The following is a 24,049-nucleotide window of genomic DNA, read 5'->3' as shown; positions in this document are numbered from 1 at the left end:
GATTCCCGTATGGCCGCGCCGCCCGTTGTGGACATTCCTCTCGTAGACGAGCGGCTGGCCGACGACCTCGCGGGCGGGCTCGCGGCGGTGGAGAAGCTGCTGCGCTCGTCGGTCGAGAGCGAGGACGCCTTCGTCACCCAGACGTCCAGGCACCTCATCGAGGCGGGCGGCAAGCGGTTCCGGGCGATGCTCGTGCTGCTGGCCGCCCAGTTCGGCAACCCCGACGCCCCGGGCATCGTGCCCGGGGCCGTCGTCATCGAGCTGACCCACCTGGCCACGCTCTACCACGACGACGTGATGGACGAGGCCCCGGTGCGCCGGGGCTCCCCGTCCGCCAACGCCCGGTGGGACAACACCGTGGCCATCCTCACCGGCGACTACCTGTTCGCCCAGGCGTCGGAGATCCTCGCCGACCTCGGCGCCGAGCTCATCCGGATCCAGGCGCGTACGTTCTCCCGCCTGGTGCGCGGTCAGATCCGCGAGACGATCGGGCCCGCCGAGGGCTCCGACGCGATCGCCCACTACATCGGCGTGCTGGCCGACAAGACCGGCTCCCTGATCGCCACCTCGGGCCGCTTCGGCGCCATGCTCGCCGGCGCCCCCCCGGAGGTGGTCGATCGCCTGACCGACGCCTGCGAGGCGATCGGCGTGGCCTGGCAGCTCGGCGACGACCTCATCGACGTGGCCGCGCCCACGGCCGACTCGGGCAAGACCCCGGGCACCGACCTGCGCGAGGGCGTCCGCACCCTCCCGGTGCTGTACGCCCTGACCTCCGACGACCCCGCGGACGAGCGGCTGCGCGCCCTGTTGTCCGGGCCGGTGGCCGAGGAGGACGTCGAGGAGGCGCTGACGCTGCTGCGGGCCCACCGGGCCATGGACCAGGCCCGCGAGGAGCTCACCCGCTGGATCGGCCGGGCCAAGACCGCCCTCGCCGGCCTGCCCGACATCCCCGCCCGTACGGCCCTGATCGCCCTGTGCGACTACGTCGTCGACCGCACCGGCTGATCTTCTAGGGGATCATTGCCCGGGTGAGGATCACCCGGTGTGCGGTCGTACTGTCGGCGGCCGTGTCGCTTTCCGTGAGCGCGGCCGCCTGCGGCACACATGTGGGCACATCCGCCGCTCCCACGCATCAATGAGCGTGAAGCCGTTCCCCGTGGCGCCTCTCGGCAGCCGGTCCTGGGCCTTCTGGGTCTTCGAGGAGAAGTCGGTGACACAGTGGGTCGAGGTGGTGCAGACGCCGCGTTACGTGCTGGAGATCCGGATCCCGGCCAGTGGCCGAAGCCGCACACCGACCCCGCCGTGCTGCTGCCCAGGATCGCCGGGGCCGCGTACGCCAGGGCCGAGGCGGCGCTGGCCTGACGCGTCCGTGACCGTGGCCGCCCTGACCGGCCGACGGCCGAGCACGGGACGGGATCTACTTCTGGTCGGCGAGCCATTCGTCGAAGGTGGTCGGCGCGATGCGGGCGCCCTCTCCGGGCAGCAGCACGTCGCCGGCCATCTCCGTCCCGAAGAGTCCCGACCAGGTCGGCACGAGCCTGACCGTCCGGCCGCGTGCCGCGAGGGTGCGCCGGGCCATGTCGACGAGGTCCTGCGGCTCGGGACCGGCCACGTCGGCGTAGCGCCCCTGGGGATCGCCCACCGCGATCTCCGCGAGGACGTCGGCCACGTCGGCGGGCGCGATCGGCTGCACCAGCAGCGGCGCGATCGTGGCGACGCCGTCCTGCTCGGTCCACCCCGCCACCATCTCGGCGAAGTCGTGGAACTGCGCGACCGGAACGATCGTCCACGGCACCGGACCGGCGGAGACCAGGCGCTCCTGCTCGCGCTTGCCGGCGTAGTGGGCGTTGCCCTCCACCCCGTGGATGCCGATGATCGAGAGCAGCACGTGGTGGCGGACGCCCGCCCGCTCCTCGGCGGCCAGCAGGTTCGTGGTGGTCGTGCCGAAGTACGCCACCGACTCGTCCCGGTCGGTCGCCTCTGAGCTGATCGCGTCGACGACGGCCTCGACGCCGTCCAGGGCCTTGTCGAGCCCCTCGCCCGTCAGCAGATCCACGCCGAGTGAGCGGCTGACGCGTACGACGTCGTGCCCGTCCCGTTCGAGGGCGGCGACGGTGAGCTTCCCGATGTTCCCGGTGGCGCCGGCGACTGCGATTCTCATGGTCTCTCCTTCGCTAGACGCCTCGGATGCTATCTCGGACAAAAAAGATCCGCAATGTCTTCGATAGACTGTCGGGCATGAAGCTGCCTGCGAGCACCGAGTGGGTGTTGCACTGCGCCACAGCGCTGGCGCAGCTCGAGCCGGGAGCCACCGCGTCGGCGGCGCAACTCGCGGATTATTACGACGTTCCCGCGCCCTACCTGGCCAAGCAGTTACAGGCGCTCGTCCGGGCCGGTGTCCTGGCCGCGATGACGGGCCCGCGCGGTGGGTTCCGGCTCGCACGGGCGGCTTCCGACATCACGTTGCTGCAGATCGTCGAGGCGGTCGACGGCGCGTCCTCGCCGTACGAGTGCCGCGAGATCCGCCAGCAGGGGCGGGGGGCGCTGCCTCCCGAGGACTGCCGGCGCATCTGCGTCATCGCCGAGAAGATGGCCGAGGCGCACCGCGCGTGGCGGAGCAGCCTCGCCGGGGTGACGCTCGCCGACATCCTCGCCGAGCTGCCCGAGTGGGCGCCCGCCCGCACCCGGTCACGCCTGTCGGCCACGCGCTGACGTCAGCGGCCCGCGAGGAGTTCGACGACGGGGGCGAGGGCGTCGGCGTAGAAGCCGTTGACGGTGATGTAGGAGAGGCCCAGCTCGTCGCGGCGGCGCAGCAGCGTGCCGGCCATCTCGCGGGGCGAGCCGCGCAGCACGGCGGCGGCGTCCGGCGACGGGGCCGTCAGCCCGCCGGGCACCCACGGGGGCGGTCCCTCGCCCACCTGGAGCAGGTTCATGCTCAGCTCGATGTCGTCGAACCTCGCCCCGGCCATCTCCCGTAGCGTGCCGACGGGCCCGCGCAGGCCCTCCTCCGGTGTGGCGGGGGGTACGGCGAGTGCGACGATGTCCGCCTTCTCCGCGGCCAGCGCCAGCATGCGGGGACCGGCCCCCGCGACGAGGATGGGAGGCCCTTGGCGTTGCACGGTGGTCCCGCTCCTGGTGAAGGCCGCCCGTACCTCGTCGATCAGCGATCGGACCAGCGCCACGCGCTCGCCCGCCGTGCCGTACGGCATGCCGAGCGCCCGAGCCTCCTCCTCGGCCGCGGCGCGGCCGGCCCCCACGCCGACCTCCAGCCGTCCGCTCGACAGGAAGTCGAGCCCGGCGAGCTCGTGCGCGACCTGTGGGGGATTGCGGTAGGGCGCGGCCAGCACGAACGTGCCCACGCGCAGCGTCGTCGTGACGGTGGCCGCGGCGGTCATCGCGAGCAGCGGCGGCAGCGTCCCCAGGGTGTCGGGGACGAGCAGGGTCGAGTAGCCGAGGTCCTCGGCGCGGCGGGCCGTCGCCGTCCACGCGGCGGCGTCGGGGGCCAGACCGGCGACGATCCCGAAACGGAATTCCTTGCTCATGCCGCCGATCCTCGCCGTCGCGGCCCGTGCCGTCGTCCCCCAGCCGGAGGCGGGCCTGGTACTCCGGGAGGCGTATCAGACGGTCTCGAGCGCCGACGTGCGTTCCTGCCGGGACGTACGGGCGGCGCGGACGCTGTCCCAGGTGAAGACGCTCAGCGCGAGCCAGACGACCACGAACCCGGCCCACCGGCTGGCGGGCATCGTCTCGTGGACGATCAGCACGCCGCACAGGAACTGCAGCACGGGGGCGATGTACTGGAGCAGGCCGATGATGGTGAGCGGAACCCGCAGCGCGGCGGCCGTGAAGAGCATCAGCGGCACCGCGGTGATGAGGCCGGCCGTCACCAGCAGCAGCGCGTGGCCGAGACCGTGGTTGGCGAAGGTCCCCGTGCCGTCCGCCTGCAGGAAGATCAGGTAGCCCAGGGCCGGCACCAGCAGCACGAGCGTCTCGATGGTCAGGCTCTCCGCGCTGCCCACCCCCGCCGCCTTCTTGATCAGCCCGTACGTGCCGAAGCTGAAGGCGAGCACGAGGGCGACCCAGGGGAGACGCCCGTAGTCGAGCGTGAGGATGAGGACCGCGAGCGCGCCCAGCCCTACGGCGATCCACTGCCACGTGCGCAGCCGCTCACGGAAGACCAGCACGCCGAACAACACGCTGACCAGGGGGTTGATGAAGTAGCCCAGCGCGCTCTCCACCACGTGACCGGCGTTGACGGCGTAGATGTAGACGCCCCAGTTGACCGAGACCGTGACGGCCGCGAGGGCGAGGAGGAGGAACTGGCGGCGGGTCATGGTGCGGATCCAGGACCAGTGGCGGCGTACGGCGAGGACCGCGACCACCACGACCAGAGACCAGACCATTCGGTGGGCGAGGATCTCCACGGCGCCGGACGGCTTGAGCAGGGGCCAGTAGAGAGGGAACAGACCCCACATCGTGTAGGCGGTGACGCCATACAGGACACCACGGCGCGTATCAGGCATGACCCCCATCTTCGCTGCTTACCTAGATTCAGCACAAATAAGGGTCTCTATGGCCGAGGTTTAGAAGCGCTTACGTGAGGAACAAGGCGGCCCGGCGCCTGGTTGGGGATGGCAGAGCGGAAGGAAGGCTACGTGATGGGCTGGCTGTTCGGCACAGACAAGACGACGATGGTGGACCCCGCGGACGCGCTGCCGGGCCGGGCCGAGGTCATGCCGGTGGCCACCCGCCACCAGGTCCTCGGCGCGCCGCTGGCTCCGCCGTACCCCGAGGGCACGGAGATCGCCGAGTTCGCGCTGGGTTGTTTCTGGGGCGCCGAGCGCAAATTCTGGCAGACCCCCGGGGTCGTCTCGACCGCCGTGGGCTACGCGGGCGGTTACACGCCGAACCCCACGTACGAGGAGGTCTGTTCCGGGCTTACCGGGCACACCGAGGTCGTCCGGGTGGTCTTCGATCCGGCGGAGGTGACGTACGAGGAGCTCCTGAAGGTGTTCTGGGAGGCCCACGACCCGACGCAGGGCATGCGCCAGGGCAACGACGTCGGCACCCAGTATCGGTCGGCCATCTACATCCACGGCCCCGAGCAGGCCAAGGCGGCCTCGGCCTCCAGGGACGCCTACCAGGAGGTGCTCGCCAAGGCCGGGTACGGCGAGATCACCACCGAGATCGCCCCCGCCGGCGAGTTCTACTTCGCGGAGGATTACCACCAGCAGTACCTTTTTAAGGTGCCGAACGGCTACTGCGGCATCGGCGGCACCGGAGTCAGCTGCCCCGTCGGCCTGGCGACCTCCAGCGGCGATTAGCGGGACCGTGAGACCTCCGAGCGGCGTCGCGCTGCTCGGAGGTTTCGTGTTTCCGGTGCCGATGGTTTGCTACTTGAAGTAGTAAACTGCCGCTATGAGTCTGCCTGAACACGCCTTCCCGCCAGGGGAAGGGCCCGCGGCCAAGGTGAGCGTCTCCTTGCGGGCCGGCAACATCCGCGCCATCAAGGAGCGTGTCGGCACGCGCGGGTTTTCTGCCTACGTCGACGCCGCTGTGGAGCGGCAGATCGAGCGGGACCTGCTGGAGGAGGCCCTGCAGGCGAACGAGAACGAGTGCGGTCCCATCCCACAGCATCTGCGGGATGAGGCTGAGCAGTTGTTCCGTAGCGTGAAGTCCGCTCCGGAGCTACAGGAGGAGCGTGGATGGCACGCGCACGAAGCAAGCTGAGTGCGGGGACGGTCATCCTTGACTCCGAGGGACTTTCGAAGTGGTGTGCGGCCGACCAACAAGTCACGGCGATCGTCCGAGAGGCGCAGAACAACGACTTTCGCGTTGCCGTCAGCGCCTTGACGCCTATCGAGGCCTTCGACGGCCGGGTGGCAAACGATCGGTTGCGCTGGCACCTGTCCCGACTGCGCGTCGAGCCGGTGACCGAGGAGGTCTCCGTCCACGCGCTGGACCTGCTCCGCGAGAGCGGTCTTCACGGCCACAAGTACGCGATCGATGCCGTCGTGGCCGCCACGGCTCTTCGCTCCACCCGGCCCGTCATCATCCTCACCTCGGATGAGGACGACATGAGCAAGCTCTGCGGCAAGGCGGTTCGTCTCGTGCGCGTGTAGGTGCTGAGTTGTTGCCCCTGAAGATGACGAGGGGCAACGACCAAGCCGAACTCAAGCGGCGTGCGGTCAAGTTTTCCGGGTATCGGAGGGTGGGGAGGGGCAGCGCTCACCGCCTCTGCGTCGACCTCACCTGCGCTTTTGGAAACACTTTTCGGCACCAGTAGTAACGGGGAATCACTTAAGTCAGCCACGGCTGGTCAGGTAGCGGGCCAGCCTGGGAAGCCTGCGGGCGACCTCCGCATCATCGGCGATATCCCAGTCTGCTTCGCCGAATTCGGCCGCCAGAAGCGGAAAGCCACGTTGGACTCCTCTGGCTTCGGCGGCGGCATAGAGATCGTCCACAGCCTTGCCGGTGACCTGCTCATGGGCGTCATGTGGTACATACGCAAGGAGTTCGAAGGCCGGGTACTCCTCGTCGGACCACGGGAAGCCGCGACGTCGTTCGGCAAACCAGCGTCGCTTCAGGTCGAGGAGGTGTACGACCTGCGGCAGTTCCATGACGCGATCCGGGCAATCGGCGACTTGGTCGTACGCCTCTCGGCCCAGGCTCATGAGCCAATAGACGAAATATTCGAAGCCGTCAGTCGATTCGCGTCGTAACAGGTGACAGCTCAGCGCGTACATGTCACATGTGCGGCCGCGGTTCGCATTGAGTTCCCACCACATGTGGTAATCAACGATCTCGTCGGCGGAGAGTTGGCAGAGCCGGGTGTTCAGCCAGGCCAGGCGCTCCTTCCTGCTGCGTGTTTCTCTGTCGGAACGCTCAATCAGTTCCCAGAATCGGTCCTCGTCCACGAGAAGCGATAATGGCACGGCGTTCACGCCATAGTTCAGCGGAAGCAGTCACCGTGAGCAGTGCACATGCGGGAGGTGCGCAAGCCGCCCATATGCGGTCCGGCGTCCGTGATCGCCATCGCCGAACGACGGGGCATCTCCCACCTGTTCTGCGAAGTATGGGCCGTCGGGGAAAGAGCCGACGCCGAGGTGTACGCCGAGGCGACAGCCAGGGTCCGTGCCGGTGGAAAGGGCCGTCCCGAGGTAGTGCAGCTTAACCAGATCATCGAACGCCTGGGTGCGCTGGCCGATCACGTTCGCGTCGAGCAACCGCCCCCCAGGGAGCCGGTGCCGGATTGGCTCGCGGATCGTTTGATCTCCACCGTCGGCATGTCTCGCGAAGACGTCGCCGCTCTCGACTTGCAGCAGGCGGTCGACCTTTGGGCTGACTTCCGGTCCAAGCCACGTTAGCGGCGACTTATTGCCCGAAGAAAACCGCTACCACCAGCAATACCTTTTTAAGGTACCCAACGGCTACTGCGGCCTCGGTGGAACCAGCGTCAAGCTAGTGACCCCTCCGAGTGGATCGACTACCAGACGGGCCTGCCGGACTCGGAGAAGTACGCGCGGCAGTGGGGAGACTCTCGCGCGGACTCAAGGTGGTGCCGGGGACACCTGCCTTGTCGGCCTCATCGCCGGTGAGGTGTGACCTGACTTGACACGTAGCCTGGCCCAGGATCGTCCCACGACGGTCTTACGCGCGGATCCATCGCATGCGCCGGGCACACGAGCACCGGCACGAACTCCTTGACGCACGCGACATGACCTGACGGCTCGGCCGTGCCGGATGGTCGCACGTCGGCGAACCTGACGTCGGATCATCGAGAACGGAGTCGTCGTGGCCGGCAGGGAGTACGAGATCGACTGCGTCATCTACGCCTCCGGTTTCGATGTCGGCACCGAGTACACGCGACGGGTCGACTACGACATGACCGATCATGACGGTGTCAAGCTTTCCGAGTACCGGGCCGAGGGTATGCGCACCCTGCATGGCACCCACATGCACGGGTTTCCGGATGCCTTCATCGTGCAGCCGGTGCGGGGCGCGAATCTCATCTCCTAATCAGCGCGTGGCGGCATCGGCACCCCTCCGGTGATGCTCGGGCCGGAATGCTGCGAGGAGGGGCGCTGAGCATGAAGCCTTAGATGGTCCCGCGTCTTCTGGACAGCCGCTTGACGGTTGGTTCACGCTGCGAACTGCCGGCGGGGGACGCGGTTTATGCTCGAGAGCGATTTCGGCGACAGGGGTTCGGATGTTCTTTCGACGGCTGCCACCCCTCCTCGCCGTGCTGGTTCTGGCCGGGTTCGTGCCGCTGGCCTCGGCCGGGTCGACCGTCGTGAGATGGCCCCGGGCGGCCACCACCTGCCAGGAGACGTCACCCGGTGGCGTTCCCGCCTCGTTCGCGGCGCCCGTCGCGATGGACATGGGCGGTCACTCCGACGTGACCTCGGTGGCCGTGGGTGAGCTGGACGGCCGGCCCGTCGCGATCAGCGCGGGTGCCGAGCACACCATCCGGATCTGGGACAGGGCCACTCTGAAACCGATCGGCGATCCGATCCCCGGCGACGGCCCGGTGGCGTACGGCACCGTCGACGGCAGACCCGTCATCCTCGGCCGGAGCCACGGGGCGCTCCAGAGGTGGGACGCGACCACTCGGCTGCCCGTCGGCGGACCGCTCCCCGCCGGGCGGTTTCGTGCCGTCGCGTTCGGCGAGCTCGACGGCAGGCCGATCGCCGCCGCGGCGGGCACCGACGGCGCCCACGTGTTCGATCTGGCGACCGGCCGCCGGATCGGTCCGCCCATCGGCACCGGGATCTTCGGCGCCGTCGCGCTGACCCGCGTCCACGGCGTCCTGCTCGTGCTGACCGGAGAGGGCGACGCTGTGATCGCCTGGGATCCGGTGTTCGGAAAACCCGTCGGGAAACCGCTCACTCTTCAGAGCGAGTTCATCCAGAACATAAACACGATCAGGACGACCATGATCGGCGGCCGTCCGGTGGCCCTGATCCCCACGGCCGATCTCGGGGTGATCCGCTGGGATCTGGTCACGCGTGAGGCGACCTACCACTCGCTGAAGGGGAGGTTCGGCCCTTCGTCGCTCGCCGTGCTGAACGGCCGGACCGTGTTCGTCTCGGTCGAAACCGTCGAGGGCATCGCCACCGACCCTTACGGATCGAGGCTCCGAAGCTCGATCGCGGTCATCGATCCGGCCACCGGTGAGAGGGTATCGTCCTTCGAGATCCCGGGGCACGTCACGTCGCTGGCGGTCGGTGATCTCGGCGACCGTCCCGTGATCGTGACCGGCGGGCGCGACAACGCCGTCCGCGCCTACGATCTCGCCACCGGCCGGGAATCCGCTCCTCCCGCCACCGGGGGGCCCAACGGTGACATCTACGGCGTGAACGGCGAGCTGCGCGGCAGGCCGATCGTGGTGGCCCAAGGGAACGGTGACGACAGATTCCCCCGCGTGTGGGATCTCGGCAGCGGCAGGCCGCTGGACGCGCCGGTCAGGCTGCCCGGGCGCATCACCTCGTTCGCGACCGGCGACTACGGCGGACGAGGGGTTCTGGTCGCGGGGATCGGTTTCGGAGACTCCTCGATCCGGGTCTTCGATCTTGCCAGTCGCATGCCGATCGGCGAACCCCTCATCGGCTATGACGGCTTCGTCAACGGGGTCGCGCTCACCGAAGCCGATCGCCGGGCGCTTGTGGTCGGAGCGGTCGACGAGGACGACGCGGCCGGTGACTCTTCTTCTCGGGGCACGGTACGCATCTGGGACTTTCCTTCGGGAGCGCTGCTGCACGATCTCGCCGTCAAAAACGGCCCAGTCGGACAGCTGGCCCTCATCAGCCTCGCCGGCCGGCCGGTCGCGGTGACTTTCAGTGCCACCCGCGCCCGGCTCTGGGACGTCGGCGCGGGAAAACGGATGGCATCGTTCCGCATCGCGAAGACCGAGCACTCGGCCCCGGTGGAGATCGCCTTGTTCGACTGCACGACGGTCGCGATCGTGGCCACAGGCAGGACCGTGGAACTCTACGACCTCGCCACGGGCAAGCAGGTCGAGCGTCCGTTGCTCGGCCACTCCAGGCAGGTGAACAGCATCGCCTCCGGGCGGGTCGCTGGTGTCCCGATCGCGGTCACCTACTCGCCACAGGACAGGAGCATGCGGGTCTGGGACCTCACGACCAGCCGGCAGGTCGGGACGCTTCAGCGTCCTTCCCGCTACCTCGGCTCTCTCTCGATGAGCTACCTCGACGGCCGCGCCGTGCTTGTCGGCGGCGGTCGCGAAGCGCTGTGGACCTGGGATCTGGGGCCTGCCGCGTAATACAGGAAGACCGTCCCATGATCATCACAGCGTTGTCGATGCCGTAACGAGCGCCACGTCCTACCGGTCGGCGCGGCGTCCACGCCACCGGCCGAGACTCTCGCGTGGACGCCGGGTTCGCCGCTGCCCTCTTCGTGCGGGCCGCCTCGCCAGAGCGGCTCCCGCCCCTCGCCGATGGTGAGGTCTACGCCGAGGCCACGGCCAGGGTTCGCGCCGTCGGCAAGGGGCGTCCGGAGGTGGTGCAGCTTGGGCAGATCATCGAACGCCTGGGCGCGCTGGCCGATCACATCCGCGTGGCACAACCGCCTCCCAGGGAGCCGGTGCCGGATTGGCTCGCGGATCGCTTGATCTCCACCGCCGGTATGTCTCGCGAGGACGTGGCCGCCTCGACTTCCAGCAGGCGGTCGACGTCTGGGCTGACTTTCGCTCCAGCCCACGCTAGCTGTCCTGGACCACGAAGGAGCCCAAGAATCGGGGCGCAGCACGGCCCGAACGCTCACGATGCGCTCGGCATGGACCGTCTTGGGGCGTAGGTCCGGCCGCCTCGGCTGCCTGGGCTGAAAGCCCGTGTCTCCCGGCGCAGCGCCTGCCCGCAGACCCCGCTCAGGCCCGGGCGGCGCGTTCGATCGCCACTCCCACCCCGTCAAGTAGGTGGTTGAGGCCGGCGCGGAAGTCGTCGTCCGGAGCGGCCCCCGCTCGGGGGTCGAACACCCCGGCCTCGACGGCGCGGGCCAGCGCCGGGAACCGGGCGGGGTCGGCGAGCTCAGTGAGCAGGGCGACGTACGTCTCGTCGGCCCTTTCCTCTGGTTCGGCGGGGATGGACGTCAGGAGTTGGGCGGCGCCGCGCACGTAGTGCAGCACCAGCATGACCACGGAGAACCGGGCCCGCGGGTCCAGGGGCGTGCCGCCGAGGGAGCGCAGCGCGGCGTCCAGCCAGGCGAGCTGGCCGGGGTCCATCGGCGGGGAGTTCGCCAGCTGGGCGATCCACGGATGCCGCAGGTAGACGTCGAACAGCTCGACGGCCCACCGGGTGAGCGAGCCGCGCCAGTCGGCCGGCGCCGTGTCGAACTCCGGCGGCGGGCCGGGTGCGGCGGCCAGCATGAACAGTTGCAGGTCGTCCTTGCCGGCCACGTGCCGGTACAGCGACATGGGTGCGCAGCCGAGCCGTTCGGCGAGCCGGGCCATGGACAGCGCGGCCAGGCCCTCCTCGTCGGCGATGGCGATGGCCGCCGCCACGATCCGCTCCAGGCTGAGCGCGGGCGTGCGTCCCCGCCCCTTCGGCTTGGCCCGTCCCCACAGCACGTTCAGCGCGTGCGGCAGCTCGTTCCCGATGTCATCCGGCATTCCAGGGAGCTTACCAGTTTGCGTATGGCCTACGCGTTGCGTATATGGTACGCATTAAGCGTATGACATACGCATCTCCCGACCTTCTCTTGGAGCCGTCATGCACACGACGATCGACAGTCCTCCGCCGGTATCGGCCCGTCGGCGTCCGTGGTGGCGGCGCCGCTGGACGATACCGCTCGGCCTGGTCACGGCCGGGTTCCTCGCGTTCTCGCTGCCGCCGTACCTGACCGGGGACCCGTCGCTGTCCCGGGTGCCGCAGCCACAGGGGTTCGGCCTGCACTATCCGCTGCTCGTGGCGCACGTGCTGTTCGCCTCGGTCGCCATGGTCACCGCGTTCTTCCAGGTGTGGCCGTGGTTCAGGCGGCGGCACCCGGTGGGGCACCGGCGTGCCGGGCGGGTCTACGTGTTCGCCGGGGTGCTGCCTGCCGGTCTGACCGGCCTGGTCATCGGGGCGCGCTCCCCGTTCGGGCTGTTCCTCGCGGTCAGCGACGTGCTCCTCGCCCTGCTGTGGCTCGCCTTCACCGTGGCGGGCTGGCGCGCCGCCCGCGGCCGCCGGTACGCCGACCACCGGCGCTGGATGCTGCGCAGCGCCGTGCTGACCTACTCCATCATCACCAACCGGGTGTGGACCGGGATCCTGATCGTCACCCTGCCCCCGCTGCAGAACACCGTCTTCCACGGCGACCCCGACCTGATGGCGTGGACGATCTCGGGCCTGTCCGGCTGGCTCGGCTGGACGATTCCGCTGCTGGCCGTGGAGTGGTACCTGGAGCGCGAGGTAGCCCGCCGCGGTCGCCGCACCGCCCCCGCGGCCTGATCCCGCTACTAGGGCACGCGTACCTGTTGGCGTATCCGTACAAGAAACGTTTGGACCAACGGGCGTCCAAGCGGCGATTTTCTCAGAAACGGGCGCTGAGCCGGAAGAACCTTGTTATTGGTTGTCGTTGTCTGTAATTGCTGAGCAACGTCAACCGGAATGGAACCGGAACAGAAGGGCCCGGCACTGTGATCGGTGCCGGGCCTTTGTATGCCAGCCTGCAGCGAGAGGAGGTGACATGGGCGGGATGACTTGCAAGGTGCGTATGACCATGCGCTGAGCCTGAGGCTCAATCTGGGTGGATTCAGCGTCCCGGGCCTGCTGGCGCTGGGCTCCACGATGGCGGGCGACCCCGGCGGGGGCCGATCTGCTGAACCTTGATCAGTCGACGCACCTCGCCTCGTGGGTGGACCGGTAGGCCCACGTGCCGCCACCCGGAGAAATATAGATCGAATACGTGTGATACCTCCCAGCGTCGCAGTCGTGGCCGACCGCGAGGACGGCCTGCCGGGCCCGCTGTTCGGCGGATGCGATCCCGGCTGCTTGGGTGTTGCCTGCTCCGTCGGCGGTGGCGCTGCGGGGAGTGTCATAGCCGTCGGCGTGCGCGGCCACGGGCGCGGTGGTCAGGCCGACCGCCACCACCGCTGAGACGAGGCCGAGCCGGCGGGGCCAAGAGACTTTTTGCATGCTTCTCCTTGTGCGGGACGGGCAGGTGATCGATAAATATTGATTTAGCCCGGATCGATACAGCGCGGTATTGCCAGTTGGCCACAAGGGTCTGGCGACCGTTGTCCTCACGGCGGAGCGCATGGCTGATGCGGCAGCCGCCATTTGCAGAGTGAGCTGGCGCAATGTGCCCAACTCTGATCGATCTTGTGACGAGAATTCTGCACAACGAGAGCAGCCGCTTATGATCAAGTGTGTGAAAATTACAAAATCGGAGCGGTACGCGCGGCTGTACGGCAACCTGTGTCCCAAGTCGTGACACTTCCAGCCCTAACGGTCGCCGTTGCTCGCGTAGACCAGCTCAGTGCGGCGCAGCTCGCCGCTTTCCCAGAAACGACGGATGTGCTCGGCGGCCCAGGGGTCCGGATTGTCGTGGACCTCGGGCATCATGCCTCCCGGACGCTGATTGCGGCACGGTGGTGGCGGGGCGCCTCGACCTCGTCGAGCAGCGCGATCGCGAAGTCCGCGTACGTGATCCGGCTGGCCGGGTCGCCGTGATCAGCGATCAGGTACCGACCGGTGCGCGTGCCGTCATGGTCGAAGTCGCCTGCGGGCGCCACGTACACCCAGTCCAGGTCGCAGATCCGAAGCACACCAAGGCCTGCTGCGTGGCCGAGGTAGAACGCGCGGTACTCGTTGGGATAGCCGGGCTCGTCCATCAGGGGAGCACCGGACGCCCCGGGCATGATCGATGCGAGACCGACCACCACCAGGCGGGGCACGCCCGCCTTCGCCAGGCCGGTGGTCAGGGCGCGGGCCGACGCGGTGAAGAAGTCGTGCGGTGACACGGACAGGTTCACGGCGGCGCTGATGGCGGCGTCATGCCCGGCGGCCGCATGCTCGACGCTCACCGGGTCCGTGACGTCGCCCGCCGCCACTCGCACGTCGCTCAAGTCGCTGTGGCCTGCGGGGTCGCGGACCACGGCGGTGACCTGGTGGCCGCGCCGGCGTGCCTCCGCGACCGCCTGCCGTCCAGCCCGGCCGCCCGCGCCAAAGACCACGATATTCATGGCGAACCGCCTCTCATCAGGGCCGGAGCCCATCCGTCCGGCCGATTCCAGGACGCTATCCGGGCCTGCGGTTACCACCGGGATACCGGCTATCGTGAGGCCATGAGGGAACCCCTGCCCGCCGACATGTTCGACGAGCTGTGCCCGTCCTCGCTCAATCCGATTCGATTCGGCGACAAGTGGGCGCCGCTTATCATCCGCTGCCTTGAGCAGGGGCCACGCCGGTTCTCCGAGCTACGCGTGCCGCTGAACCGTGTCACTCCCAAGGTCCTCACCCAGTCGCTGCGGTCCCTCGAACGGGACGGTCTGGTCAAGCGCACCGTCTACGCCGATGCCACCCCGCACGTCGAGTACGAATTGACCCCGCTCGGCCGCAGCATGCTCAAACCAATGGCGGTCGCCTGCGCCTGGACGGCGGAGCACTGGGACGACCTGCTCGACGCCCGCGAGTCGTACGACAACGGCGCCCACCTCGACCGCGCCGGCTAACGCGGCGCTGCCCCGCACGCATCCGCTGCACCGATCACCTCGTACGCCGTCGACTTACCGCGGAGCGGCAGCGGACCGGCGAAGGAGGGGCAAGCCCTGACTCGCGTGTACGTCAACCGGTCGTCGTTCCTCCGTCATCGATTGCCATCGGTCACGGCCGGGCTTGAGGCGTAGGACCTGGTCTGCTGAGCGTGGCCGGGTCGATGGCGCGCGAACTTCTCGCGGGCCGCTGGCGTGACGGGGGTGAAGAAGTTGACGAGGTTGCCGTCGGGGTCACGCAACAGGAGCGAGCGGTTGCCCCAGGGCATCGTGGTGGGCTCGTTGACGAACTCCTCGACGAAGCCGGACAGATTCCGATGCACGCCGTCCACGTCGTCGACGAGGAACTCGATGATCACACTGTGGTTGCCGGCCGCCCGGGCAGCGCCAGGCGTAATGAGCGAGACGGTCCGGGTGCTGCCGATGGCCAGGGTGCCGGAGGTGGTTCTGAGCTCGGCGAAGTCCTCGCTGTATCGGGTAGCGCGTACTCCCGTGGCTCGCTCGTAGAAGTCGGCGAGGCGTGCGACGTCGCCCGTGATGATGCGGATCGATACGAAGTCCATGGCGGTCTCCCTGCATAGCGGCTGTTCTCCGACCGCAGGCTAGGGCGGATACCGGACAGAAACCGTCCACTATTTCCACTAACTTGTATGGCGTGGCTCGACCTACTCACCGCGTGCTCACGCTGTTGGAGCTCCTGCAGTCGGGCGGCACTCGGACGATGGCCGAGCTCGCCGACCGGCTCGGCGTCGACGAGCGCACCGTACGGCGGTACGTGGACCACCTGGTCGACCTCGACGTGCCCGTCGAGTCGGTGCGCGGCCGCTATGGCGGATACCGGCTCGCCCCCGGGTACCGCGTGCCCCCGCTCATGCTGAGCGACGACGAGGCGCTCGCCGTGCTGCTCGGCCTGGTCGCCGGTCGCCGGTCCGGGTTGACGACGACGACGGGCACGGCGAGTGAGACGGCGGCCGCCAAGATCCGGCGGGTCCTGCCCGCGAGGCTCGCCCGCAGGCTCGACACCGTGATCGAATCCCTCGCCTTCACAGCTCCACCTGGCGAGTCCGTCATCCCGGAGACCGCGGTCCTGCTCTCCATCGCCGACGCGGTGCGTCATCACCGGCCGATCTCGATCAGGTACACCGCAGCCGACGGCCGGCGCAGCGAACGGACGCTGCATCCTTCCGGGCTCGTGGCCCATTCGGGCCGGTGGTACGTCACGGGCGCCGATCCCAAGATCGGTGAGGAGCGGGTATTCCGGCTGGATCGCATCACGGACGCGAGGACGCTGCCCGGTTCGTTCGAGCCGCCCGCCGGGCCTGATCCGGCGCAGCGCGTTCTGTCGGCACTCGCCAAGGCTCCGTACCGGCATGAAGTGGTCCTGCTCGTCCAGGGGACGGTCGAGCAGATCCGCGCCCGGCTTCCCGCCGGCGTCGCGACTGTGGAGGAACCCACATCCGTGGACGGCACGGATCGCGAAACCGAGGGCTGGCTCCGCGTCGAAATGCGAGCGGAGCGGCTCGACTGGTTGCCTCCGGTGCTCGCGTCGCTCGACCGGCCGTTCGTCATCGAGCGGCCGGACGAACTCCGCGGCCTTGTCGCCGCGCTGGCCGACCGGCTCGCGGCCTCCGCCCGCAGGGGCCCGCCCGCCCCGGGCGCGATCGCGTGAAGCGAAGGGCCGCCACCGGCTCCATGCGGGGCTACCGCTGGATGACGCGGCCGTCCCGTGACGCGACGTATGACCCCGTCCGGCTTGGGGTCCCGTCTCGGGAGCGAACGTGTGAGGAGCGGTCAGGCCGAGGGGGTGCGTCGTCGGGGGCGTACGGATACTTCAAGGACGACGGCATGGGCGCCGTCGGCGTCGACGAGGTGCTCTTCCACGGTAGGGCCGGTGATTGCCAAGTGGTGGCGGTGCAACCAGCCGAACAGGTCCTGACCGGCGCGGACCACGTCTGTGGCAGGCGGAACGACCGCTCGGACGACGGCGCGAGCGGGCAGGGTGAGCCGCTCGCCGTCGTGATCGGTGGTCACCGCCGCCGTGAACCCACCGGTCGGCTGCCCGCGCAGCCAGGTCAGCAGGGTCGCCGGCGATGCCGGGCACAGGGCGGCGAGCTCGGAGGGATGATCGAGGCGCAACCGGCGTACGCGTAGGCGGCGAGATCCCAATGTCGTCTCCTGCGGAAGGATCGACATCGGCGCGGCAAGGCGGTCCTCGGCGCGAGCCGCGGCGGCGGCAAGGGCGGCGATGTCATGCCTGATGCCCGTCACGATCTCGGTCAGGGCCTGTCGCAACTGTGCCTCGGGAGCGTCCAGCAGATCGGCGATCTGGCGTAACGGCAGGCCGAGGCGCTGCAGGCCGCGGACGCGCTCCAACCGTGACAGCTCGGCCACGCCGTACCGGCGATAACCGGTGGACGGGTCTACCGCGGCGGGACGCAGCAGCCCGATCTTGTCGTAATGGCGCAGGGTCCGTTCGGATACGCCGACCATTCGCGCCAGTTGCCCGATTCGCCACACCCTGGGTCCTCTCCCCGGCATGTTGACTTTGTCCCTGCGGCAAGGTCCTAGCGTCACCGTCCATGACCAGTTCGATCCCTCGGACCCGGCTCACCGGTGTCCTGCTGTTGACCTCGTTGGCAGCCATGGTGGCCGGTGCGGCCATCGTGGTGCCATCGGGGTTGACCCTGAATTCGGCCGACCCCGATGCCGTGCTGGCCGCGGTGGGCGAGCAGTCCGGGCTGCATCTGACCGAGCTGGCCTTCGACGTGCTGGGCTGGCTGGCACTGACCGCGGCCGGGCTCGTGATGTCCGCTCGCTCCGCCCAGGCACCCGCACCGCACCTGGTGACGCCGGCCGGCGGACTGCTGGCCGCCGCCGGGCTGGCAGGCCTGCTTCATGACGCCGGGAACCTGGCGCTGACCCAGATGGCCGCTGACCCTGCAGCCCCGGCGGCCGCCACCGTGGCCTGGGCGGTACTGCTCACCGCCAAATGGACGGTCAACCTGGCCGGGCTGCTGTGGGTCGCCGCCACGGCCACCGCAGCGGTCGGCGTCCCGATGCCGAACGGGCTCCGCGTCGCCGGTGCGGTCGCCGCGATCTCAGGTCTGGCCGCGGTCGTGCTTCCGTGGACGACCGGGACCGACGGGCCGACGGTGGCGCTGGAACAGCTCGGGTACGCCCTCCACCTGCCGGTCATGATCTGGTACGGGGTGCTGGGCTGGCGGTATCTGCGTAACCGGTGACCGGCGCCCGCGAAACTGCGCGTCCTTCTGCCCGGACGGCTTGGAACGAGGCGCCGAAGGCGCCACTGAGAAGGGCGGGCGTCGGGAAGAGGGGTCAGTCCATGCCGCGCCGTCCGGGAGTCCAGAACGGTTTCACGACGACGGCTCTGCGCGACCAGCCGCGTTCCCGGACGAGGTGGCCGCGCACCGATTGGCAACTACGGGCCTCTCCGGCGATGTAAGCGACACCGGGCGTACGGGGGAGTTTCAGAGAGCGGACCACGTCGGCGAGATCGGTCGGCCGGCGGCTCCACGTCAGGCGGTCCGTGTGTTCCACTGGGAGACGGTCGCCGGGGCCCTCGACCGAGATCGCGCCATGCACGATCGCGGACGAGGGCAGCGCGCGCAGCATCGCCCCGAAGGCGACGGTCGCGGTCTCGTCGCCGACGAACAGGTGGTATCCCGCGTCCTCGCGGAGGACGAGCCTGCCTTCCGGCGGGGTGAGAGCCGCCGGGTCGCCGACGCGTACCCGCCGCGACCACTGCGCTCCGGGCCCGGCGGACGAATGGTCGAGTACGCACAGGTCGAGGTGGCCGGTGGGGGAGTAGTCCCAGATCGAGTAGGTGCGCAGGAATCCACGCAGCCACGAGCGGGGAGAGCGGGGGTCGCCTACCCGCAGACGGATGTGCATGCCTGGCGTCCAGGTCAGGTTGCGCAGATCGGGGCCGGTGATCCGGACGCGGCGCATGCGGGTGGCGATCCGCTCGATCTCTTGGACCGTCCCGTGCAGGAACAGACTCATCGTGCCGGCTCCCGGCGCTCGCCCGTGGGCAGGTCCACCACCGTCAGATCCGGTCCAGCCAGGGCGATCGCGTCCGCGGCGGTGCCTGTGGTGCGGAACGGCGCCGAGAGCGGATCATGCCCGTGGACGTCGTGCACCGGGACCAGCGCCTTCGCGCCGAGTGCGGACGCCCCGGCCACAGCCTGGGCGGGACCCACCACCAGAGGCTGCCCGAGCAGCGGCCGCGGCTCGCCGCGGCGCAGGAACCACCGTTCGGTTAACCACGGGCCGGTGAGTACGGCGTGGCCGTCCGGTTCGAGCGGCACACACGAGTTGATCACGCGGGTGACCGAGATCGCTTGCTTGAACATGCGGCCAACGGTGCCGGTTAATGTGCACATGAAGTCAAGTGAGGAACTGACCATCGGGGAGCTGGCGGACCGGTTCGGTCTGGCCACGCATGTGCTGCGGCACTGGGAGAGCATGGGCCTGATCGAACCCGCTCGGCGGGCCGGCGGTCAGCGCCGCTACGGACAGGACGCGCTGGTGCGAGTGGCGCTGATTCTGATGGGCAAGGAGGCCGGCTTCGGACTGCGCGAGTTGAGCGCCGTGCTGTCCGCTTCCGACCCGATGGACCACCGGGACCTGTTGCGCCGCCACGTCGTCGAACTGGAACAGCGCATGGCGCGGGCGCGCGCGGCCAAGGAGCTGATCGAGCACGCCCTCGCCTGTCCGCACAGGTTCGCCGACTGCCCACACGCCCGCGAGCGGATCGCGGCGCGTATCCCGCCCGGCCGGAAGGACCGTGCCGCCGGCACGTCATGATGCCCGAGATGAGCTGCCGCCCGGCAAGGGGCCCCTCTTGCCGGGGGAACGACCGCGCGGCATCGGGGCCCGGCGACGGCGGAGCCCGCTGGATGCCTTCCGCACGAGCGAAAAGGCCTGCTCCGCGGGCTTCTCGTCAACCTGGGGTATGGGACTCAGGGCGTGTCGGAGGTGCCGACCTGCCCGAGACCCTGCCCGAGACCGGGGTCGCCTTCGCCGACAACGGCCATCGCGACGTCACGGACTTGGGCACGGCATCCCCGTGACGGTCGACGCCCCAAGAAGTGCCGAATCCCGGCCGTCTAGCGCTGCTTGAGACGGAGCGCCTCTTTGCGGACCTCGGCCTGGACGGACCGCTCGTGCTCCAGCCACGGCGGGTTCTCCGCCTTCAGCGCGTCGATCTCGGCGGTGGTGAGCGGCCCGGTGATGCCGCCTCTGATCAGACCGGAGATGGAGATCTTGAGCTTCGCGGCGATGACCTGCTTGGGGTGCGGGCCGTTGCGGCGCAGGTCGACGAGCCAGGCGGGCGGCTTCGACTGCAACTCGTTCAGCTCGTCCCTGGAGACGACACCCTCCTGGAACTCGGCGGGAGTGGCCGAGAGGAGGACACCCAGCTTCTTGGCCGCGGTCGCGGGCTTCATCGTCTGGATGGTCTTCGGCTTGGACGAGCTCATAAACGTCAAGAGTAGTCAGTCGAAACGGGTTCCCATGACATCGGTAGCCTGAGGAAGTGACTGATGGAGAGACCGGCAGGGTGTTCCGGCTGGCGTACGTGCCCGGGGTGACACCCGCGAAGTGGGTCAGCACCTGGACCGAGAGGATGCCCGACGTGCCGGTCACCCTGGTCGCGGTTCCCGCCGCCGAGGTGGTGGGCCTCCTGCGAGACGGCGGCGCCGACGCCGGATTCGCCAGGCTGCCCTTCGACCGGGACGGGCTCAGCGTGATTCCTCTCTACGTGGAGACCACGGTGGTCGTGGTGCCCAAGGATCACGCGGTGGCCGCCGCCGACGAGGTGACCGTCGCCGACCTTGACGACGACGAGGTGTTCCACGCCCTGGACGACACCATCGAGTGGACGGTCCGGCCCGGGCGGAGCGCGTTCACCCGCCCGGCCACGACGGCGGACGCGGTCGGGCTGGTGGCGGCCGGCACCGGGATTCTCCTGGTTCCGCAGTCGCTGGCACGCCTCTACCACCGCAGGGATCTCACCTACCGGCCGGTGCTTGACGCGCCGCAGTCCCAGGTCGCGCTGACCTGGCCCACGGACGCGACCACCGACCTGGTGGAGGATTTCATCGGCATCGTCCGGGGCCGGACAGTGAACAGCTCGCGGGGCCGCACCCCCGCCTCTCCCCCCGAGAAACCCGCGCGGCGGCAGGCACAGAAACCCGCGCAGAACGGGTCCGGTCGCCGGGCCGTGCCGGCCGGCCGTAAGAGGAAGGGCTACCGGTCTCGGTGACCTGCGGCCCCTGACCTGCCGGCGCAGGCGACCCTTCGGCTTGGAGCCCGGCCGGGCCGACGACTTCTTCGGCTTCTTCGGCACGGCGAACGGTCCGTCGTCCCGGGCCCGATCGCACTCTCATGTGGTCGCCTGAGTGCGATCCCCGACCCATGAGCCTCAGCCCCGGCCGGATACCCGGACGGCCGCGGCGGGCTTGAGCACTTCCCGGCACCAGGTGCGGAAATCTGTCGACGTGGGCGTGGCGGTCGCCCAGTCCGCGTCGTAGACGCCGTGGTCCTGAGCGGCGAACGCCTCGGTCACGTCCTTGATCGCCTGGTCGCCGGCGCCCCGGGAACGGAGCAGCGACGCGTAGTCGTCCACCCTCATGCGGCGGTAGGCGACCGGACGCCCGAGCTCCTGGCTGATCACCTCGGCCATGCCGTCAGGGGTCAGCCGGTCGGGGCCGAACACGGGGAGATTCTCCTGTCCCGTCCAGGACAGATCGCTGAGCAAATCGGCGGCGGTGCCGGCGATGTCCCGCGTCGCGATCAACGCCAGCGGCAGGTCGCCCGCACAGGTCAGGTGGAACGCGCCTTGCCCGCAGATCGCATCGAGCTGCCCGAGGAGGTTCTCCATGTAGAAGGGCATGGACAACGCCCGATAGGCCGCACCGGACCTGCCGAGTTCGGCGTCCATCGCGAAGGCCGCCGACAGGACGCCGGCGGGGGCCGGCCAGCCGTGCCCGGCGCTGGACACGCCGACGACGTGACCGACGTCGTGGCGGGCGACGGCGGCGGCGCCGGCCCGGGCGAAACCGAGATAGTGCTCCTCGGCGCTCGGCGCCCGCGGATTCGGCGGGACGAGCCAGAACAGCGCTTCGGCCCCGGGCAGTGCCTTGTCGAGCACGGCCGGATCACCGTGGGAGCCCTCGACGATCTCGACCCGCCGGCGAACCGTGTCGTCCAGGCGTGAGGCGTCACGGACGACGACCCGGACCTCCTTGTCCTGGTCGAGCAACCGACGGACCAGCCGGCCGCCGATCTGTCCCGTGGGTGTGGTGACGACGATCATCGGATCCCCTAACCTGAATATGAATTCCGGTTCCGAATATGGCACGGCTTCCGCGCGTCGTCAATTAGAGTGGAGTGACCATGACCGCTCCCGAACGCTCGTTGCGCGCCGACGCCCGGCGCAACCGTGAGGCCGTCCTCGACGCCGCCGGCGAGCTGTTCGCCCAGCGGGGCGACGCCGTGCAGATGGACGAGATCGCCGAGCGTGCCGGCTTGGGTGTCGGCACCCTCTACCGGCACTTCGCCGACAAGCGAGCGCTACTCGCAGCGATCATCGGCCGCCGGTTCGAGGCGATGACCGCCCTCGCCCGCGCCGCCGCGGAGGCCGAGGACCCCTGGGTGGCGTTCGAGACGCTGCTCTACGGCTATCTGGAGTCCGCGGAGTCCGACGCCGCGTTCCGCTTCGCGCTCCTCGGCCCGGAAGAGCCGAGCTGGAACGACATCACCGCAGAGAAGACGGATTTCTCGGCGATCACCGAACGCATCGTGCGGCGCGCCGTCGACGCCGGCCGCCTCCGTGAGGACTTCCGCGCCGATGACTTCGTCCTCGTCACCCGCGGCGCCATGGCCAACATGACCGGCGCCGGTGGCTGGCGCAGGCACCTCACGCTTGTGCTCGAGGGCGTCCGCGGCCCCGGACGCTGATCACTGCTCCGTTCCGGAGACGAGGACGAGATGAGCGAGCTCCGTGCCACAAGAGGGCATGATGTGATGACTCACGTGAATGAGATGAAACACCAGGTTCCCGGCGATTTTGACCTGCTGGTCGCGATGGAGCAGAACCTTGCCGAGCATGCCTGCCACATGCACCGCCGCATGGAGCGCTCAACCGTCGTGGAGACGGACGACCTCCTGATCGCCGACAGCGGGCTCGACGACGACACTTTCAACATCGTCGCGGCGGCGCGTTTCACCGCGGACACCGCCCCCGCCCGGGTGGAGGAGACCGTTCGTGCACTGGCCGCGACCGGCCGCCCTTTCTCCTGGTGGGTCGGCCCCGCCTCCACGCCGTCGAACCTCGCCTCGCTCCTGAAGGACGCCGGTCTGGAGGCGGCCGAAACCGAGGCGGGCATGCGCATGGACCTGCACGCGGCACTGCCGAAGCCGCACGCCGATAATCTGGACATCCGCCTGGTGACGACTCCGGAGCGGCTCGCGGACTACGCGATGGTCCTGGCCGCGAACTGGGACCCGCCGGCCGCCACGGTGCGAAGGTTCTTCGCCGACGCCGCCGAGTGGGCCCTCGCCCCCGGCTGCCCCGCCCGGTATCTGGTCGGCTACGTGGGCGGCCGCCCGGTCTGCTCGGCCGAGGTCTTCCTCCACGGTGGAGTCGCCGGGATCTACAACATCGCGACCCTCGCGACGGACCGCCGGCGCGGCTACGGCGGCGCCATCACCCTGGCCACCTTGCACACCGCGTACGACGAGGGCTACCGCACCGCGGTCCTGCAGGCATCCGCGGACGGTGAGCCCGTCTACCGCCGCCTCGGATTCGACACCTGTGGCCGGTTCACCGAGTACGCCTTCGCAGGCGGCGCCTCCGAAGGAACCACGGTCGTCGGCTCCACGCTGCCTTAGCCGGTGCCCGAACGGCGTTTCGAAGATCCCGCGCAGGCGCGGTGCGATGTGACCTGGTGCCTGACCGGCACCCAGGCGGTCCGCCGCGACGGCAGCCGAGTTCTGGACCTGCCGGGCGACAGCCCCCGGTCACTCGTGGCCGGCCGCTTCGTCACCCTGACCCAGGTCGACGAGCAGGGACGGAAGGCCGAAGTGATCTTCGATCTCGCCACGTCACGGGGCCGGGAGGCTGTGGATCCGCGACGATCGTAAGGCGTCCCCCACCCTCTACACCGATGCGGAGATGCTCTACTTCAAGCGCGGCGACAAGTGGGCCGTCATCCACGACCCGGACCGTTAGGCCGGTGCACCTGTGGCCCGGCCGCGGCGCAGAGACGCGGCGCAGAGACGCGGCGCAGAGACGCGGCGCAGAGACGCGGCGCA

At 69.4% G+C, this 24,049-nt stretch carries 31 protein-coding genes; 18 read left to right on the top strand and 13 right to left on the bottom strand.

Annotated elements, in window-relative coordinates:
* Positions 1-9: 9 nt before the first annotated feature.
* Both AB0J39_RS15585 and AB0J39_RS15580 read left to right on the top strand, forming a co-directional pair.
* A complete protein-coding gene (locus AB0J39_RS15585; protein WP_363464667.1) occupies positions 10-1,005 on the top strand; it encodes a polyprenyl synthetase family protein in 996 nt (331 codons plus the stop codon).
* A gap of 213 nt (positions 1,006-1,218) precedes the next feature.
* Complete coding sequence (locus tag AB0J39_RS15580) at positions 1,219-1,362, top strand: hypothetical protein (protein ID WP_363464665.1); 144 nt, start codon at positions 1,219-1,221, stop codon at positions 1,360-1,362.
* A gap of 55 nt (positions 1,363-1,417) precedes the next feature.
* Here AB0J39_RS15580 and AB0J39_RS15575 read toward each other — a convergent pair whose 3' ends face one another.
* Positions 1,418-2,161 carry an NAD(P)H-binding protein gene (locus AB0J39_RS15575; protein ID WP_363464662.1) on the bottom strand — a complete coding sequence of 248 codons (744 nt, stop codon included), beginning with the start codon at positions 2,159-2,161 and terminating at the stop codon, positions 1,418-1,420.
* Between the two features lie 77 nt (positions 2,162-2,238).
* Between AB0J39_RS15575 and AB0J39_RS15570 the strand changes: the two genes are divergently transcribed.
* Positions 2,239-2,712, top strand: coding sequence for an Rrf2 family transcriptional regulator (locus AB0J39_RS15570; RefSeq protein ID WP_363464659.1), 474 nt, complete (start codon positions 2,239-2,241; stop codon positions 2,710-2,712).
* A gap of 2 nt (positions 2,713-2,714) precedes the next feature.
* Here AB0J39_RS15570 and AB0J39_RS15565 read toward each other — a convergent pair whose 3' ends face one another.
* Both AB0J39_RS15565 and rarD read right to left on the bottom strand, forming a co-directional pair.
* Positions 2,715-3,542: an LLM class flavin-dependent oxidoreductase gene (locus AB0J39_RS15565; protein WP_363464656.1), complete on the bottom strand. Its 828-nt coding sequence runs from the start codon at positions 3,540-3,542 to the stop codon at positions 2,715-2,717.
* 75 nt (positions 3,543-3,617) lie between these two features.
* The gene (rarD, locus tag AB0J39_RS15560; RefSeq protein ID WP_363464653.1) at positions 3,618-4,523 is read right to left on the bottom strand and encodes an EamA family transporter RarD; all 906 of its coding nucleotides are present in this window, start codon (positions 4,521-4,523) and stop codon (positions 3,618-3,620) included.
* A 135-nt stretch (positions 4,524-4,658) separates the two neighbouring features.
* Here rarD and msrA point away from each other — a divergent pair, with 135 nt between their 5' ends.
* The 3 genes from msrA to AB0J39_RS15545 all read left to right on the top strand — a co-directional run bounded on the left by msrA (position 4,659) and on the right by AB0J39_RS15545 (position 6,122).
* Positions 4,659-5,324, top strand: coding sequence for a peptide-methionine (S)-S-oxide reductase MsrA (msrA, locus tag AB0J39_RS15555; RefSeq protein WP_363464708.1), 666 nt, complete (start codon positions 4,659-4,661; stop codon positions 5,322-5,324).
* Between the two features lie 94 nt (positions 5,325-5,418).
* A complete protein-coding gene (locus AB0J39_RS15550; protein ID WP_363464650.1) occupies positions 5,419-5,730 on the top strand; it encodes a hypothetical protein in 312 nt (103 codons plus the stop codon).
* Positions 5,706-6,122: a PIN domain-containing protein gene (locus AB0J39_RS15545; RefSeq protein ID WP_363464647.1), complete on the top strand. Its 417-nt coding sequence runs from the start codon at positions 5,706-5,708 to the stop codon at positions 6,120-6,122. Before AB0J39_RS15550 ends, AB0J39_RS15545 begins: the two co-directional genes overlap by 25 nt.
* Before the next feature lie 183 nt (positions 6,123-6,305).
* Here the strand turns inward: AB0J39_RS15545 and AB0J39_RS15540 are convergent, their stop codons facing one another.
* On the bottom strand, positions 6,306-6,917 hold the full coding sequence (locus AB0J39_RS15540) for a DUF4240 domain-containing protein (RefSeq protein ID WP_363464644.1): 612 nt from the start codon (positions 6,915-6,917) through the stop codon (positions 6,306-6,308).
* Between the two features lie 108 nt (positions 6,918-7,025).
* Here AB0J39_RS15540 and AB0J39_RS15535 point away from each other — a divergent pair, with 108 nt between their 5' ends.
* From AB0J39_RS15535 to AB0J39_RS15525, 3 genes are all read left to right on the top strand, one after another.
* Entirely contained in the window at positions 7,026-7,367 is a 342-nt protein-coding gene (locus tag AB0J39_RS15535) for a hypothetical protein (RefSeq protein WP_363464641.1), read from the top strand.
* A 427-nt stretch (positions 7,368-7,794) separates the two neighbouring features.
* Positions 7,795-8,019 (top strand): hypothetical protein, encoded by a 225-nt coding sequence (locus AB0J39_RS15530; protein WP_363464639.1) that lies wholly within the window; start codon positions 7,795-7,797, stop codon positions 8,017-8,019.
* 190 nt (positions 8,020-8,209) lie between these two features.
* Complete coding sequence (locus AB0J39_RS15525) at positions 8,210-10,282, top strand: WD40 repeat domain-containing protein (protein ID WP_363464637.1); 2,073 nt, start codon at positions 8,210-8,212, stop codon at positions 10,280-10,282.
* A 603-nt stretch (positions 10,283-10,885) separates the two neighbouring features.
* On the opposite strand, the gene AB0J39_RS15520 is transcribed toward AB0J39_RS15525, so the two are convergent.
* The gene (locus AB0J39_RS15520) at positions 10,886-11,626 is read right to left on the bottom strand and encodes a TetR/AcrR family transcriptional regulator C-terminal domain-containing protein (protein ID WP_363464634.1); all 741 of its coding nucleotides are present in this window, start codon (positions 11,624-11,626) and stop codon (positions 10,886-10,888) included.
* 100 nt (positions 11,627-11,726) lie between these two features.
* Between AB0J39_RS15520 and AB0J39_RS15515 the strand changes: the two genes are divergently transcribed.
* A complete protein-coding gene (locus AB0J39_RS15515; RefSeq protein ID WP_363464632.1) occupies positions 11,727-12,446 on the top strand; it encodes a DUF2306 domain-containing protein in 720 nt (239 codons plus the stop codon).
* Positions 12,447-12,827: 381 nt separating this feature from the next.
* Here the strand turns inward: AB0J39_RS15515 and AB0J39_RS15510 are convergent, their stop codons facing one another.
* Together AB0J39_RS15510 and AB0J39_RS15505 are read right to left on the bottom strand one after the other, a co-directional pair.
* Positions 12,828-13,133: a hypothetical protein gene (locus AB0J39_RS15510; protein WP_363464629.1), complete on the bottom strand. Its 306-nt coding sequence runs from the start codon at positions 13,131-13,133 to the stop codon at positions 12,828-12,830.
* Between the two features lie 425 nt (positions 13,134-13,558).
* Positions 13,559-14,182, bottom strand: coding sequence for an NAD(P)H-binding protein (locus tag AB0J39_RS15505; protein WP_363464627.1), 624 nt, complete (start codon positions 14,180-14,182; stop codon positions 13,559-13,561).
* A 102-nt stretch (positions 14,183-14,284) separates the two neighbouring features.
* Between AB0J39_RS15505 and AB0J39_RS15500 the strand changes: the two genes are divergently transcribed.
* Entirely contained in the window at positions 14,285-14,671 is a 387-nt protein-coding gene (locus AB0J39_RS15500) for a helix-turn-helix domain-containing protein (RefSeq protein WP_363464625.1), read from the top strand.
* Positions 14,672-14,805: 134 nt separating this feature from the next.
* On the opposite strand, the gene AB0J39_RS15495 is transcribed toward AB0J39_RS15500, so the two are convergent.
* Positions 14,806-15,273 (bottom strand): VOC family protein, encoded by a 468-nt coding sequence (locus AB0J39_RS15495; protein WP_363464622.1) that lies wholly within the window; start codon positions 15,271-15,273, stop codon positions 14,806-14,808.
* Positions 15,274-15,365: 92 nt separating this feature from the next.
* On the opposite strand from AB0J39_RS15495, the gene AB0J39_RS15490 reads away from it, so the two are divergent.
* Positions 15,366-16,379 carry a YafY family protein gene (locus tag AB0J39_RS15490; RefSeq protein WP_363464620.1) on the top strand — a complete coding sequence of 338 codons (1,014 nt, stop codon included), beginning with the start codon at positions 15,366-15,368 and terminating at the stop codon, positions 16,377-16,379.
* Positions 16,380-16,501: 122 nt separating this feature from the next.
* Here the strand turns inward: AB0J39_RS15490 and AB0J39_RS15485 are convergent, their stop codons facing one another.
* Positions 16,502-17,227 carry a MerR family transcriptional regulator gene (locus tag AB0J39_RS15485; RefSeq protein ID WP_363464619.1) on the bottom strand — a complete coding sequence of 242 codons (726 nt, stop codon included), beginning with the start codon at positions 17,225-17,227 and terminating at the stop codon, positions 16,502-16,504.
* Between the two features lie 62 nt (positions 17,228-17,289).
* Between AB0J39_RS15485 and AB0J39_RS15480 the strand changes: the two genes are divergently transcribed.
* On the top strand, positions 17,290-17,952 hold the full coding sequence (locus AB0J39_RS15480; RefSeq protein WP_363464616.1) for a hypothetical protein: 663 nt from the start codon (positions 17,290-17,292) through the stop codon (positions 17,950-17,952).
* A gap of 94 nt (positions 17,953-18,046) precedes the next feature.
* Here AB0J39_RS15480 and AB0J39_RS15475 read toward each other — a convergent pair whose 3' ends face one another.
* Complete coding sequence (locus AB0J39_RS15475; protein WP_363464614.1) at positions 18,047-18,733, bottom strand: siderophore-interacting protein; 687 nt, start codon at positions 18,731-18,733, stop codon at positions 18,047-18,049.
* The gene (locus tag AB0J39_RS15470) at positions 18,730-19,083 is read right to left on the bottom strand and encodes a hypothetical protein (protein WP_363464612.1); all 354 of its coding nucleotides are present in this window, start codon (positions 19,081-19,083) and stop codon (positions 18,730-18,732) included. Before AB0J39_RS15470 ends, AB0J39_RS15475 begins: the two co-directional genes overlap by 4 nt.
* 28 nt (positions 19,084-19,111) lie before the next feature.
* Here AB0J39_RS15470 and AB0J39_RS15465 point away from each other — a divergent pair, with 28 nt between their 5' ends.
* Entirely contained in the window at positions 19,112-19,537 is a 426-nt protein-coding gene (locus AB0J39_RS15465) for a MerR family transcriptional regulator (RefSeq protein ID WP_363464610.1), read from the top strand.
* Positions 19,538-19,839: 302 nt separating this feature from the next.
* On the opposite strand, the gene AB0J39_RS15460 is transcribed toward AB0J39_RS15465, so the two are convergent.
* Entirely contained in the window at positions 19,840-20,211 is a 372-nt protein-coding gene (locus AB0J39_RS15460; RefSeq protein ID WP_363464608.1) for a DUF5997 family protein, read from the bottom strand.
* A 56-nt stretch (positions 20,212-20,267) separates the two neighbouring features.
* Between AB0J39_RS15460 and AB0J39_RS15455 the strand changes: the two genes are divergently transcribed.
* Complete coding sequence (locus tag AB0J39_RS15455; protein ID WP_363464606.1) at positions 20,268-20,996, top strand: LysR family substrate-binding domain-containing protein; 729 nt, start codon at positions 20,268-20,270, stop codon at positions 20,994-20,996.
* A gap of 159 nt (positions 20,997-21,155) precedes the next feature.
* Here the strand turns inward: AB0J39_RS15455 and AB0J39_RS15450 are convergent, their stop codons facing one another.
* Positions 21,156-22,049 (bottom strand): NAD(P)H-binding protein, encoded by an 894-nt coding sequence (locus AB0J39_RS15450; RefSeq protein WP_363464603.1) that lies wholly within the window; start codon positions 22,047-22,049, stop codon positions 21,156-21,158.
* An 80-nt stretch (positions 22,050-22,129) separates the two neighbouring features.
* On the opposite strand from AB0J39_RS15450, the gene AB0J39_RS15445 reads away from it, so the two are divergent.
* The 3 genes from AB0J39_RS15445 to AB0J39_RS15435 all read left to right on the top strand — a co-directional run bounded on the left by AB0J39_RS15445 (position 22,130) and on the right by AB0J39_RS15435 (position 23,878).
* The gene (locus tag AB0J39_RS15445) at positions 22,130-22,693 is read left to right on the top strand and encodes a helix-turn-helix domain-containing protein (RefSeq protein ID WP_363464601.1); all 564 of its coding nucleotides are present in this window, start codon (positions 22,130-22,132) and stop codon (positions 22,691-22,693) included.
* 84 nt (positions 22,694-22,777) lie between these two features.
* The gene (locus AB0J39_RS15440; RefSeq protein ID WP_363464599.1) at positions 22,778-23,626 is read left to right on the top strand and encodes a GNAT family N-acetyltransferase; all 849 of its coding nucleotides are present in this window, start codon (positions 22,778-22,780) and stop codon (positions 23,624-23,626) included.
* A 3-nt stretch (positions 23,627-23,629) separates the two neighbouring features.
* Positions 23,630-23,878, top strand: a complete 249-nt coding sequence (locus AB0J39_RS15435) for a hypothetical protein (RefSeq protein ID WP_363464596.1) — start codon at positions 23,630-23,632, stop codon at positions 23,876-23,878.
* Positions 23,879-24,049 lie beyond the last annotated feature (171 nt).

Origin of the sequence: Microbispora sp. NPDC049633 (genome assembly GCF_040675265.1) — a bacterium.
Taxonomy (GTDB): Bacteria; Actinomycetota; Actinomycetes; order Streptosporangiales; family Streptosporangiaceae; genus Microbispora; species Microbispora maris.
Note: the sequence above shows the minus strand (reverse complement) of the source record. Positions and strands in the feature narration are given on the sequence as shown.